Annotated in this window: 11 protein-coding genes; 7 read left to right on the plus strand and 4 right to left on the minus strand. The window is 67.8% G+C overall.

Annotated elements, in window-relative coordinates; all coding sequences use genetic code 11:
• Nucleotides 1-59 precede the first annotated feature (59 nt).
• Nucleotides 60-956 carry a LysR family transcriptional regulator gene (locus ACEN9N_RS07065; RefSeq protein WP_413312149.1) on the minus strand — a complete coding sequence of 299 codons (897 nt, stop codon included), beginning with the start codon at nucleotides 954-956 and terminating at the stop codon, nucleotides 60-62.
• Nucleotides 957-1025: 69 nt separating this feature from the next.
• Between ACEN9N_RS07065 and ACEN9N_RS07070 the strand changes: the two genes are divergently transcribed.
• The 4 genes from ACEN9N_RS07070 to bla all read left to right on the plus strand — a co-directional run bounded on the left by ACEN9N_RS07070 (nucleotide 1026) and on the right by bla (nucleotide 6003).
• Nucleotides 1026-2477 carry an amidase gene (locus ACEN9N_RS07070; RefSeq protein ID WP_495655733.1) on the plus strand — a complete coding sequence of 484 codons (1452 nt, stop codon included), beginning with the start codon at nucleotides 1026-1028 and terminating at the stop codon, nucleotides 2475-2477.
• A 52-nt stretch (nucleotides 2478-2529) separates the two neighbouring features.
• A complete protein-coding gene (locus tag ACEN9N_RS07075) occupies nucleotides 2530-3501 on the plus strand; it encodes a tripartite tricarboxylate transporter substrate-binding protein (protein ID WP_495655734.1) in 972 nt (323 codons plus the stop codon).
• Between the two features lie 4 nt (nucleotides 3502-3505).
• On the plus strand, nucleotides 3506-4987 hold the full coding sequence (locus ACEN9N_RS07080) for an MFS transporter (RefSeq protein ID WP_495655735.1): 1482 nt from the start codon (nucleotides 3506-3508) through the stop codon (nucleotides 4985-4987).
• A 128-nt stretch (nucleotides 4988-5115) separates the two neighbouring features.
• Nucleotides 5116-6003, plus strand: coding sequence for a class A beta-lactamase (gene bla / locus ACEN9N_RS07085; protein ID WP_413312145.1), 888 nt, complete (start codon nucleotides 5116-5118; stop codon nucleotides 6001-6003).
• Nucleotides 6004-6010: 7 nt separating this feature from the next.
• Here the strand turns inward: bla and gntR are convergent, their stop codons facing one another.
• The gene (gene gntR / locus ACEN9N_RS07090; RefSeq protein ID WP_007834597.1) at nucleotides 6011-7042 is read right to left on the minus strand and encodes an HTH-type transcriptional regulator GntR; all 1032 of its coding nucleotides are present in this window, start codon (nucleotides 7040-7042) and stop codon (nucleotides 6011-6013) included.
• A gap of 184 nt (nucleotides 7043-7226) precedes the next feature.
• Between gntR and ACEN9N_RS07095 the strand changes: the two genes are divergently transcribed.
• The 3 genes from ACEN9N_RS07095 to ACEN9N_RS07105 are packed head-to-tail and all read left to right on the plus strand — an operon-like array spanning nucleotide 7227 to nucleotide 11094.
• On the plus strand, nucleotides 7227-8579 hold the full coding sequence (locus tag ACEN9N_RS07095; protein WP_495655736.1) for a GntP family permease: 1353 nt from the start codon (nucleotides 7227-7229) through the stop codon (nucleotides 8577-8579).
• A 10-nt stretch (nucleotides 8580-8589) separates the two neighbouring features.
• Nucleotides 8590-10140 carry a gluconokinase gene (gene gntK, locus ACEN9N_RS07100; protein WP_007834599.1) on the plus strand — a complete coding sequence of 517 codons (1551 nt, stop codon included), beginning with the start codon at nucleotides 8590-8592 and terminating at the stop codon, nucleotides 10138-10140.
• 30 nt (nucleotides 10141-10170) lie between these two features.
• On the plus strand, nucleotides 10171-11094 hold the full coding sequence (locus ACEN9N_RS07105; protein WP_495655737.1) for an AraC family transcriptional regulator: 924 nt from the start codon (nucleotides 10171-10173) through the stop codon (nucleotides 11092-11094).
• Between the two features lie 3 nt (nucleotides 11095-11097).
• On the opposite strand, the gene trhA is transcribed toward ACEN9N_RS07105, so the two are convergent.
• Together trhA and ACEN9N_RS07115 are read right to left on the minus strand one after the other, a co-directional pair.
• Entirely contained in the window at nucleotides 11098-11721 is a 624-nt protein-coding gene (gene trhA, locus ACEN9N_RS07110) for a PAQR family membrane homeostasis protein TrhA (RefSeq protein ID WP_007834601.1), read from the minus strand.
• 16 nt (nucleotides 11722-11737) lie between these two features.
• Nucleotides 11738-13174: a glycerophosphodiester phosphodiesterase family protein gene (locus tag ACEN9N_RS07115; protein WP_495655738.1), complete on the minus strand. Its 1437-nt coding sequence runs from the start codon at nucleotides 13172-13174 to the stop codon at nucleotides 11738-11740.
• Nucleotides 13175-13364: the final 190 nt, after the last annotated feature.

A 13364-nucleotide genomic window follows, 5' to 3' on the forward strand; every position in this document is an offset into this window, starting at 1 on the left:
GGTTTCCTCCGCCACCACGGTGCCGGCGGCCGCATTGTTCGATGATAGCAACGGCTTTTTCACGGCCGCCGCAATGCCGCACGCGCACACGCCAGAAACGGCTTGATGAGCGGACTGTCCCAATCGCTGCGCCAGCACGCGGCGATGTCCATCGTCGCGTCGATGCCGCGAAAGGGGCGGAACACCACGCCCGGGGGGCGGCCGATCTGGGCGCAGGCAGGCAGGATGGCCACGCCCTTGCCCGCCAGGACAAGCGCCAATGCGGACACCATGGTTTCGACCCGCAGCGCAATCGGCATGTTGACCTCGTGCCTGCGCAGCATCGACGTGACGACGGATTTGTCGATGTCGCCTTCCGGAACGGGAAGGCCGATCAGAGGCATGCCGGAGAGGCGCGCCAGTGGAATGCTGGACATCCGTGCCAACGGCGAATCCGATCGCACGGCAAGCAGCAGCGGCTGGGTGCCGATGCGTTCGATCGCAATGCCAGGCTGTGCAATCGGTGGGATGCAGATCGCGACCGAAACGTCCGAGTCGGTGATGGCCTCCACGTTGTTGACGGCGTTCAGCTCCACGTACTGGATCTCCACGTCCGGAAGCCTCAGCCGAAGCTCGTTTTCCAGCCGTGGCAGCACCAGGTAGGACAGCACGACCATGGTTCCGACCGCGAGTCGCCCTCTGCTGCCCGAACCCACGGCGCGCGCGGCGTCGAATCCTTCGTTGGCGAGCAGCAACGCCTCCTTGGCGCGCTGGAAGAGGGCATTTCCCGCGTCGGTGATCTCCATGCCGCGCGCTGCCCTGCGGAACAAGGGCGCGCCGATGGCCGCTTCCAGGTTCTTGATGTGAACAGACAGCGGCGGCTGGGCCATGTTGAGCCGCCGCGCCGCCTTGCCGACGCTGCGCTCCTCTGCAACGGCCACGAAGTAGCGAAGCGATCTAAGGTCGGGTGTAGCCATACGCTGTGCATATGCCTTTTCTGGAAAACAGTATTGGACGCAATGTTGCCGCGTATCAATCATCTACGCATGAAGAATTTTCCGCGCCTTCCAAGGTCCGAGATCTGCGAGATGTCCGCGTCGGCGATGCGCACGCTGGTCGCGCAGCGCGAACTCTCCCCGGTGGAGATCGTCGACGAGGTGCTGCGCCGCGCCGATGTGCTCCAGCCGCACCTGAACTGCTTCATCACTCTGTGCCACGACGAGGCGACGGAACAAGCCCGGCAGGCCGAGCAGGCGATCATGAGAGGCGACACCGTGGGGGCACTGCACGGCTTGCCGTTCACCGTGAAGGACATCGTCGACACCGCGAACGTCAGGACTACCTACGGATCGCTGCTGCATCGCGATCACGTGCCCGCGCACGACGCCGTGGCCGTGGCGCGCATGCGCGAGGCAGGCGGCATCCTCATCGGCAAGACGACCTCGTCGGAGTTCGGTGCCAAGTGCATGACCGACGCGCCACTCTTCGGCAGCACGCGCAATGCATGGGATCCGACGCGCACCAGCGGCGGCTCCAGCGGCGGAGCCGCCGCGTCGATGGCGGCAGGCATCGCGCCGCTGGCCATCGCCACCGACGGGGGCGGCACCACCCGCATTCCCGCGGCGTGCAACGGCGTGGTCGGGCTGAAGCAGAGCCTGGGCGTGGTTCCGCACAGCCAGGTGCAGGACGCGTTCGGCAATTACACCTACGTGACGCCCACCACGCGCAACGTCGGCGACACGGCGCTCATGCTGCAGGCGATGACCGGCGCCCACGGTTCGGACCCCTGGTCGCTGGGCGTGCCGGCCCGACGCTACTTCGACGACCTGCAGCCTGGCGGCGACCTGCGCGGCAAGCGCGTCCTTTTCAGTGCGGCCCCGGCGGGGCGGCCGATTTCCGCCGACGTCGCCGCCGCTTTCGAGGCCGCCCTCGCAACCCTGCGGTCGATGGGCGCGGACCTGGAGGAGATGACGGACGAGGGCTATGACGTCGAGCCGGTGTGGCGCGTGATCAACCACACGAGCTGGCGAGGCCGGTTCGCTCCGCTGGCCGAGGCGCATGCCGACCGGTTGAGTCCGTCGCTGCTGCAGCAGCTGGCGCTGGCGGAGCACGTCGACGGGGTCGCCTTCCAGCAGGCCATGTTCGCGAGGACCGCGCTCTTTCGCAAAGTCCAGGCGCAACTGGAGACGCACGACTTCATCTTCACGCCGACTCTTTCGCGCACGGCGCTGCCGATCGACCAGGACCTCTTCGGAAGCATCGAGATCGACGGCAGGGAATTTGCAGAGCTGCGGCCCAACTGGTTCCCCTGGACGATGCCGTTCAACCTTACCGGGCACCCCGCCATCAGCCTGCCGTGCGGCGCGGGCCGCGACGGATTGCCCATCGGCATGCAACTCGTCGGCGGCTTCCGCGAAGACCTGCAGTTGCTGCAGGCCGCGGCGGCTTTCGAGGCCAACCACCGGCCGGCCAATCCGCTGCCGGTCCTGGCCTTCTGAGCACGCCATTTCTCTTCCTGTTTTCGTCAATCAACCTTGCGGGTACCTCACCATGACCTCGTTTCCAAAGACACTCGTGCTCAGTGCGTTGGTCGCCCTGGGCGGAAGCTTCGCGCATGCGGACAACAACGCGCCCATCAGGCTGATCGTGGGCTTTCCACCGGGTGGCGCGCTCGACAACCTGGCACGCTCGGTGGCCGAGGACTTGCGCACGGCGCTCAAGGAACCGGTGCTGGTGGAGAACCGGCCCGGGGCGTCGACCCGCATTTCCATCGAAGCGGTCAAGGCGTCGCGGCCTGACGGGCGCACCATCCTGATCGGCGCGACGCCACCGTTCGTGTTCTTTCCGATGACTTATGCGCGGCTGAACTACGACGTCGACAAGGACTTCATTCCCGTTGCCCACCTCGCCAACGTGCCCAGCGTCATCTCCGCCGGCGCGGGCCAGCCGTACAGGACGGTTCCCGAATACGTGGCGTGGATCAGGAAGAACCCCGGCCAGGCCAGCGTGGGCATGACCAACCTCGGGGGCGGGCTTCACTTCAGCGTGCTGCAGCTGTCCAAGGCCATCGGCGTGCCTCTGACGGCGGTCACCTACAGGGGCGGGGCGCCGCTGGCGACCGACATCATCGGCGACCACGTGCCGGTCGGCACCGACGCGCTGGCCAGCCAGCTCGAGCTGCACCGTTCCGGAAAGCTGCGCATCCTGGGCGTCGCAGGAACGAAGCGGCTGAGCTGGCTGCCCGACGTTCCGACGATCAAGGAAGCGGGCTACGACGCGTTCGACCGGGCCAACGCCGCCTATGCCGCGTTCGTGCCGGCGGGCACGCCGAAGGAAGTTGTGGCGAAGCTCGAAAGCGCGTTCCTGGCCGCGATTCGCAGCCCGCGGGTGCGCGGGCAACTCGATCACATGGGCCTCGAACCGACGGGGCTTCCCGGCGCGGAAGTGACCCGGGTGATGAACGAAGACCGCGAGTACTGGCGCCCCGTCGTCAAGGCCTCGGGATTCAAGAGCGAAGACTGAACCGGTGGCAGCCGCATTCATCGCCGGTTCTTCGCGTGCAGAGGCGGCTGCCGACGACGAGGACAGGGCCGGATGGGCCGTGCTCGCCGCGGCATGCCTCGGCGCGCTGCTGTGCTTCCTGAATCTCAGCGCGCTCAACGTGGTGCTGCCCGCGGTGGGGCGCAGCCTGCAGGCCTCGCCGGCGCAGGCGAGCTGGATCCTGCTGTCCTACATGCTCGTGAGCACCGTGTGCATTCTCAGCTTCGGAAGGCTCGCCGACCTGTGGGGGCGGCGGCACCTGTTCCTGGCGGGGCTGGGCCTCTTCGTGACCGCCTGTGCAGCCTGTGCCGTCGCGACGAGCGCGGAAACGATGCTTGTCTTCCGCATCTGCCAGGCCGTGGGCGCCGCGGGCGTCATGGCCAACACCAGCGCCCTGGTGGGCGATGCGTTCGGCCGCCGCAGGATGGGGCTCGCCCTGGGTGTGCTCGCGATGGTGGCCGCGCTGGCCCAGGTCGCCGGCCCGCTGGCGGGCGGCTTCATCGTGTCGTGGTGGGGGTGGCGGGTTCTCTTCATGCTCAATGTCCCGGTCGGCCTGTGCGTCCTGGCATGGTCGTGGCGGATCCTCCCGAAGACGGCGGCGGTCCGTGCCGAGCGCTTCGACATGGCCGGCGCCGCGTTGTCCCTGGCCGGGATCGGATGCGTCACCTATGCGCTCTCGCTGGCGGGGAGCCACGGCTGGGCCAGCATGTCGGTATGGGGCTTGCTGCTCGCGGGCGGCGCGGGAATCCTGTCGTTCGCCCGGCTTCAGCGGCGCGTGGCCAGTCCGCTGGTCGACCCCGAACTCTTCGGCGACCTGCGACGCCGCACCGCCTACATTTGCATCCTGCTGCTGTCGATGACGCAGGCGGCGCCTCTTTTGCTGATAGCGCTGTATCTGCAGGCATGCACGGCCCTGTCTGCCTCGGATGTCGGGCTGCGCGTGGCGCCTGTGGCCCTCGGGATGCTGGTGGCCGCGCCCGTGGCCGGCGGCCTGCTGCAGCGCTTCAGGCCCGAATCGATCTGCATGGCTGCGATGCTGCTTGCCGCAGGCGCGCTGGCGCTGCTGGCCGCGCTGCTGCAGCCGGCGATCGGTGCCGGGCAGCTTGCCATGTGCCTGCTGATGCTCGGCTGCGGCATAGGGAGTTTCGTGACGCCCAACAACGCGTCGATCCTGCAGAGCGTGCGTCCCCAGCGCCGGGGCATCGCCAACGGCGTGCGCTCGACGCTCCAGAACGCGGGAATCATGGTAGGCACAGCGTTGACGCTGGGCGTGGCGATGGCGCAACTGCCCGAGGACTCGCAGCGAATGATCCTGGGACACAGCGGCACAGGTCTTTCGGCCTTGGATGTTGCGCTGCTCACCCGGGGCGCGAGGTACGCGCTGCTCATGCTCGCGTTGTGCTGCGTGTCGGGAGCAGTGCTGATCGCGAAGACATGCCTTCGGCCCGCGCCGCCGCCGCCGGCCTGAAGCCGCTCGGCGCCGTTACAGCAGATACACCCGGGACGCGGAACGTCGCCGGGCGGCTGGATCGCCGGGAGGGGCGCTCCTAGGATTCGCTTCGTCCCATCCACTCGCCGAATGAAAGAGAAGACGAAATGAATCCTCCCGTCCAGCGCCGCAGCCTGCTGCTCGCGGCCTCCGTCCTGCCGCTCGCCGGCGCATGCACCGCGTGGTCCCGAACGGGATCGCCGTCTTCGGCCGAGGCGCAGCTCGCCGAGCTCGAACGCGCTTCGGGCGGCCGCCTGGGCGTGGCCGGCTTCCACACCGGCAGCGGTGCGCGCATCCAGCACCGGGCGCACGAGCGCTTTCCGCTGTGCAGCACCTTCAAGCTGATGCTGGCGGCGGCCGTGCTCGAACGCAGCGCGAAAGACGCCAGCCTGCTCGCGCGGCGCATCGGCTACGGCAAGGCCGACCTCGTCTCCTGGTCGCCCATCACCGAGAAGCATGTGGCCGACGGCATGACGGTCGCCGAACTCTGCGCCGCCACCGTGCAGTACAGCGACAACGCCGCCGCCAACCTGCTGCTGAAGATGCTGGGCGGCCCGGCCACCGTCACCGCCTTTGCGCGCGGCATCGGCGACCAGGCTTTCAGGCTCGACCGCACGGAGCCCGAACTCAACACCGCAATTCCCGGGGACCTGCGCGACACCACCACGCCCGCGGCGATGTCCGACAGCGTGCAGCGGCTGGCGCTGGGCGACGCGCTGGGCACGGCGCAGCGCGACCAGCTGGCGACCTGGCTGCTGGGCAACACCACCAGCGCCGAGCGTTTCCTGGCGGGTGTGCCGGCCGGCTGGAAGGTGGGCGACAAGACCGGCTCGGGCTCCTACGGCAGCACCAACGACGTCGGCGTGCTGTGGCCGCCGGCCGGTGCCCCGGTGGTGCTGTCGGTGTACCTGACCTTTCCGCAGAAGGACGCGAAGGGACGCAGCGACGTCATTGCATCGGCAACGCGCATCGTGGTGGCTGCGCTGGCGGGCTGAGGCGCCCTCAGCTGCTTTGCCGCACCACCAGTTCGAACCCCATGTCCACCATCGGTTCGTTCACCGGCTCGCCGCGCATCAGTGCCAGCAGCATCGAGGCGGCGCGCATGCCGATCTCCTTGCGCGGCGTGCGCACGCTGGTCAATGGCGGCAGCATCTGGTCGCTGCCGTCGAGGTCGTTGAAGCCTGCGATCGCCACGCGCTGCGGTACCGCGACGCCGGTGCGCAGCGCGGCGAGCAGGCCTCCCTGCGCAAGGTCGTCGTTGCAATAGAAGATCGCGTCGACGTCCGGGTGGCGGGCGAGCAGGTCTTCGAACTGTCGTCCGCCGAGCGCCATGGACGTCGGACCCGGCGTGAGCAGTTCGAGCTGCGGGTCGTGGCAGCCCGCCGCTCGCAGCGATTGCCGATAGCCTTCGAGCCGCTGCATCACACGCGGATCGAGCTGGCCCGCCGCATAGGCGATGCGCCGGCGGCCGCGCTGCAGCAGGTGCTCGGTGAGCGCACGGGCCGCATCCTGCTGGGAGAGCCCCACGCTGTAGGTACCCGGTGCCGGCGAGGTTTCCATGAGGTGCACGCAGGGCACGTCGCTTTCTTCCAGCATGCGCGAGGCGGCCGCGCTGCGGTCGAGGCCGGTCAGCAGCAGCCCGGCGGGGCGCTGCGAGAGATAGCTGCGCAGCAGCGCTTCTTCCTGCGCGAGGTCGTAGTGCGTCACACCGATCAGCGACTGGAAACCCGAAGGCGCCAGCGTGTCCTGCACCGCCTCGAGCAAATCGACGAACAGGGCGTTCGTCAGCGACGGGATCAGCACCGCGACATGGGAGCTGCGGGCCGAAGCCAGCGCGCGCGCGGCAACGTTGGGCACGTAGCCGAGTTCGTCCACCGCGGCCTGCACGCGGGCCTGCAGGTCCGGCGCCACGTTGCGTGCTCCGCGCAGCGCGCGGGACACGGTGATCGGGCTGACGCCGGACACCCGGGCCACGTCGTCGAGCGTGACGCGGCTGGAAGAACGGGAGCGGGGGCGTTCGGAGGTGTCGGCCATTTTTATTGGGGTTAATACCAGTATTTAATTGGACAGCGCAGTCCTAGGATAGCGCTATCCCAGTCCTGGGCCATCGGCACAAACCCGGTTCGATTGCCCTGCGGCTGATTTTTTCGATCTTTGAGGATAGCGCTATCCCAAAAATGCCTGGCCACCCCCTTGCAGCCAGGATCCTGGAGACAACATGTTCGGTTTAAGCAAAGAGGTGTTCCTGCTGGTCGATGCCCTGGCAGCGATCCTCGGGCTCATCCTTCTGATCACGCGCTGGCGCGTGCATCCCTTCATCGCGTTGACGCTGGCCGCTGGCTTCCTGGGCCTGACCTCGGGCATGCCCGTGGCGCTGGTGATGAAGTCCTTCCAGGACGGCTTCGGCGGCGTGCTGGGCTTCGTGGGCATCGTGCTGGGCCTGGGCACCATGCTCGGCAAGATGATGGCCGAGTCGGGCGGCGCCGACCGCATCGCGCGCACGCTGATCGGCGCCTTCGGCCGCGAGCGGGTGCACTGGGCGATGATGTTCGCGGCCTTCCTGGTCGGCATTCCGCTGTTCTTCGAGATCGGCTTCGTGCTGCTGATCCCGCTGGTCTTCATCGTGGCGCGGCGCACCGGCGTATCGCTGATCCGCATCGGCATCCCGCTGCTGGCCGGCCTCTCGGTGGTGCACGGCCTCGTGCCGCCGCACCCGGGGCCGCTGCTGGCCATCGGCGTGTTCAACGCCGACATCGGCAAGACCATCTTCTACGGCCTGCTCGTCGGCCTGCCCACGGCGATGATCGCGGGCCCGATCTTCGGCAAGTTCATCTCGAAGTACGTGCCGGGCGAGGCTTCGCCCGAACTGCTGGCGCAACTGGCGCACGAGCCCGAGGCGCGCGAGCTGCCGGGCTTCGGCATCACGCTGCTCACCGTGCTGCTGCCGGTGGTGCTGATGCTGCTCAAGACCTTCGCCGACGTGGCGTTCGACGAGAAGAACGTCGTGCGGCAGTGGCTGGACTTCATCGGCCATCCGATCACGGCCCTGCTCGCCGCGTTGCTGCTGTCGCTCTACACCTTCGGTACCGCGCGCGGCTTCACGTCGAAGCAGATCATGAAGTTCGTCGACGACAGCCTGGCGCCCACGGCGGCCATCGTGCTCATCATCGGCGCGGGCGGCGGCTTCAAGCAGATGCTGGTGGCCAGCGGCGTGGGCAACGCGATCGGGCAGATGGCGCTGCATGCGCAGATATCGCCGATCCTGCTGGCGTGGCTCGTGGCGGGCCTGATCCGCATCGCGACCGGCTCGGCCACGGTGGCGACCATCACGGGCGCGGGCATCGTCGCGCCGCTCGCCACCATGGTGCCGGGCGTGAACCGCGAGTTGCTGGTGCTTGCCACCGGCGCGGGCTCGCTGATTCTTTCGCACGTGAACGACGCGGGTTTCTGGCTGGTGAAGCAATACTTCAACATGAGCGTGGCCGAGACTTTCAAGACCTGGACCGTGATGGAAACGCTGATCTCGGTTGTCGCGATCATCTTCATCATGCTGCTCAGCATGGTCGTCTAGGAGAAAGCACATGAACCGCATCGCCATCGGGGTCGACATCGGAACCACCAGCACCAAGGCGGTCGCCTTTTCCACGGCGGGGCGCGTGCTGGCGAACGATGCGGTGGAGTACCCCCTGCTGCAGCCTGAACCCGCGGCCGCGGAGCAGGACCCGGAGCAGATCTACAGGGCCGTGCTGTCGACCATTGCCTCGTGCGTGCGGCAGTGCAAGGCGGCGCCGGGCGATGTGCTGTGCGTGTCGTTCAGCGCAGCCATGCACAGCCTCATCCTGGTGGACGAGCACGGCGCGCCGTTGACGCGCAGCATCACCTGGGCCGACCACCGCAGCGCGGCCTGGGCCGGGCGCATTCGCGCGGAGTGGGAGGGCGACGCGATCTACCACCGTACGGGCACGCCGATCCATCCCATGTCGCCGCTGGCCAAGCTGGTGTGGCTGCGCCACGAGCGCCCGGAGCTTTTCGCGCAGGCCCGGCGCTTCGTCGGCATCAAGGAGTACGTGTTCTTCCGGCTGTTCGGCCGCTGGCTGGTGGACCATTCGATCGCCTCGGCCACCGGGCTCTTCAACATCGGGCAACTCGACTGGGATGCCGGGGCGCTCGCGCTCGCGGGTGTGCGCGCCGAGCAGCTCTCGGATCTCGTGCCCACGACTTGGCACGTGGAGGGATTGGCGGGCGAGACGGCGGCGCAGCTCGGGCTGTCGAGCGACACGCCCTTCGTCGTCGGGGCCAATGACGGCGTGCTTTCCAACCTGGGCGTGAACGCGGTGGCGCCGGGCGAGGTGGCCGTGACCATCGGGACCAGCGGCGCGATGCGCACGGTGATCGACCGCCCGATGACTGACTCCGAAGGCCGCACCTTCTGCTATGCGCTGGCCGACCGGCGCTGGGTGGTCGGCGGGCCGGTGAACAACGGCGGCATCATCCTGCGCTGGGTGCGCGACGAGTTCGCCTCCGCCGAAGCCGAGACAGCCAAGCGACTGGGCATCGACACCTACGAGGTGCTCACGCGCATTGCCGAACGCGTCTCGGCCGGCTCCGAAGGGCTGGTGTTCCATCCCTTCCTGACCGGCGAACGTGCGCCGTACTGGAATGCGGATCTGCGCGGCTCCTTCTTCGGCCTGGGCATCCATCACCGCAAGGAGCACATGATCCGCGCCGTGCTCGAGGGCGTCATCTTCAATCTCTACAGCATCCTGCCCGCGGTCGAGTCGATTGCGGGCACGAGCACCAGCATCAAGGCCACGGGCGGCTTTGCGCGCTCGGGGCTGTGGCGCCAGATGATGGCCGACGTGTTCGACCGCGAAGTGGTGGTGCCGGAGAGCTTCGAGAGCTCCTGCCTCGGCGCGGCCGTCCTCGGGCTTTATGCGCTGGGGCACGTCGATTCCCTGGACGTGGTGTCGGGCATGGTGGGTGCCACGCACCGCCACACGCCCAATCCGAAGAACGCGGCGCTCTATCGGCAATTGCTGCCCGTGTACCTCTCCCTGCCGCGCAAGCTCGGCGACGAATACCGCACCCTTGCGAAGTTCCAGCAGCAGGCGGTGCAGCGCACCGGTGACTGAGGCCATTCCTTTCTAGTTGGAGATCCGGTCTTGTTGAACACGATCCCGCCAGCCATCGCCGCCCGACCGCACATGCCCGACACCATGCGCCGCGCGATGCTCCAACGGCCTGGTGCCGACGTGTTCGACAAGAAAACCTCGATCCACTGCGCCGAGTACGCAGCCCGCGACCGGCAGGCCGGCCTGCACGACTACGAACTCCATCTCACGGGGGCCTTGCCAGGGCGCATCCGCGTGAGCGACGGCGTGGACAGGGAGGTGCCGCCGGAGGCGGTCGTTCTTCTGGGCCCCAGGCTGCCGCACAGGCTGGCCATCGAATACCGCGCCAGCGGGGCGGCTGAGCAGCCGTGCGGCCTGGTGCTGCGCTTCGGCGACGAACCGCTGCGCCGGGGCATGGCGCTGTTTCCCGAACTCAATGACGCGGGCCCGCTGCTGGCCCGCGCACGGCATGGCGTGCAGTTTCTCGGCCTCGGCGAGGGCACGGTTGGGCGCTTCAGGCGCATCCACGCGCTGCAGGGGCTCGCACGCTTCTCGGAATTCACTGCGCTGCTGAGCGAGCTTGCGCAGTGGAACGACTACCGTCTTCTTTGTACGCCGTCGCTGCAGGACGACGCGCATGACGAGAACGGCCGCGCGACGCGCATCCACACGGCGCTCGACCACATCCGGGAAAACTACGCGGAAGAACTCTCGCTCGCCGAAGTCAGCGCCGTGGTCGGCATGCGCGAGCACACCTTCTCGCGCTGCTTTCGCCGTGCCACGGGGCAGACCTTCACCGATGTGGTGATCGGCCTGCGCGTGGACAAGGCCTGCCGGCTGCTGCTGTCCACGCGCCAGCACGTCAGCAGCATCTGCTACGAGGTGGGGTTCAACAACATCTCGAATTTCAACCGGCACTTCCGCAGGCTCAAGGGCATGGCGCCGGGTGAGTTCCGCGCCATTGCGCGGGAGTAGGACTTACAGCACGAACCACCCCACCGCCACATAGTGGCTCGCCGTCCCCGCCAGCACGAACAGGTGCCAGGCCCCGTGCGCATGCCGGAAGCCCTGGCGGTTGCGGTAGAACACCGTTCCCGCTGTGTAGAGCACGCCGCCGATCAGCAGCCATGCCAGCCCCGCGCCCTCGAGCCGCGCGGCCAGCGGCACGGCGGCCAGCACACCGAGCCAGCCCATGCCGATATACAGCGCCAGTGATGGCTTCTTCAACGCCTTGCCTCCGGCCGGCATCAGCTCGCGCCAGATGCCGAAAAGCGCCGCTCCCCAGATCGTCGCCAGCAGCAGCCAGCCCCACGGACCTTGCAGCGTGACCAGCGCGAAGGGCGTGTAGGTGCCCGCGATCAGCAGGTAGATCGCGCAATGGTCGGCGCGCTCCCACATGCGCTTGAGCCGGCCGCGCGTGCTGTGGAAGAGGGTGGAGGCCGCATACAGGGCCACGGCCGAGAGCGAGAACACCAGCGCTCCCGCGATGCGCGCGGGATCGCCGGTGGGCACGGTCTTGGCGAGCAGCAGGGCTGTCGCGGGCAATGCGAGCAGCAGGCCCAGCAGGTGGCTGTATCCGTTGAACCGTTCGCCGGGGTACATGCGCTCGCTGCAGGCCTCAGCGGCCCGTTTCCTTCAGGTAGCTCGTGCGCGCCGCGAACGCCGTGTTCGCGAAATCGGAGAACACGCCGTCGATGCCCGCGCGGAAGTACGCGAGGTACTCGGCCGTCGGATCGCCCTTGTAGACGCCTGCCAGGTACTTGGCCTCGTTGCGGAAGGTGTAGCTGTGCACGAACAGGCCGGCCTTGTGCGCATCGGCGATCAGGCTGGTGGGCTTGATGGTGTTCACATCGGCAAGGCCCTTGCCTGCGACAAAGGGCACGATGGTGTGGGCCATGACCTGTGGCTTCCACGGGCCGATGCCGTCGGCATAGGTCTTCACGTCGGCCAGGCCCGCTGGCGTGAGCATCTCTGCGAACCACTTCGGGTTACCGGCCAGCGTCCAGCTGTAGGGGCGACCGTCGACGAAGGTGTAGACATCCTTGGTGACGTAGATCATCTCGCCGGTCTGGTAGTTGACGTCGTTGCCGTCCACCAGTTGCACCGCACGGGCCTTCATGCCGGCCGAGCGCAGGTACTTCAGGCTCTCGGGTTCGAAGCTCTGCACGAAGATCGGCGCGTCCTTGCGGTTCAGGCCGTTGAAATTCATGATCTTCAGCAGCGCGTCTTCCAGCGGATGGCTGCCGGCCGGCCCGCAGCCGTTGGCGATGGCCTGGGCGTTGTTCCAGATCGGGTTCTTGGTCTCCGGGTACACGGTGAGCGTGCGGCCGGTGGCTGCGCTCTTGGCCTTGGCGATGTCGATGATTTCCTGGAAGCTCAGGATCGGCAGCTTGCCGTTGAGGTCGGTCGGACGCTGGTCCCTGGCGTCGTAGGTGGTGCCGCGGATCCACTGGCGCAGCTCGTCCATCGTGAAGTCGGTGATCGACCAGTCGTTGGTGTGGTCCTCGCCATCGACGACGAGCGACTTGAGCACCGACTTCGGATCACTCGGGTCGGTCAGGTCGCTCAGGTACTGGGCCGGGCCGTTGGCCTCGACGGGCGGGTACGTCACGTTCACCAGCACGCCCGGCACGGTGCGCTTGCGGCCCGCGACGGTGGTGTTGGTCTTGGCCACGTCGGCGATGTTGGTGTTGTCGCTGAGCCAGGGGTTGTGCCGCGCGACGAGCACGCAGTCCTTGGTGAGGTGCAGGTCGGTCTCGAGCGAATCGGCGCCGGCATCGGCCGCGGCTTCGTAGGCGACCTTGGTTTCCTCGGGGTACAGGCCCGGCAGGCCGCGGTGGCCGATGACCAGCGGGACCGAGCCGTCGAGCGTGCCCAGGGGCGCGGGAGCCGGGGCAGGGGCCGGCGGTGCAGGTGCCGGTGCCGGCGGGAGAACCGGGAACGCGATGCCCCCGCCGTTGCCGCCCCCGCAGGCTGCAATCACGAGGCAGCCGCCGATGGCTGCGATGGCGGCGCGAACCGGGCGTGGCGCGGGCACGGGGACGCTCTTTTTCATATGCGGTCTTCGGGTGTTCGTTGAAAGAGAGACAAAAGCCGCCGGATGCTAGGTCGGGTGCGTGACGCGGCAGTGACCGAGGCCGAAGGCCCAGGCCTCGGGACTGCGAGCGCGGCGCGAACGAATGGCAGACGATGTTCCGAGCGCATCGGAAATAACTGAAACGCAGCGCGAGCCCGCACCATCTAAT

It is taken from the genome of Variovorax sp. Varisp46 (genome assembly GCF_059491885.1).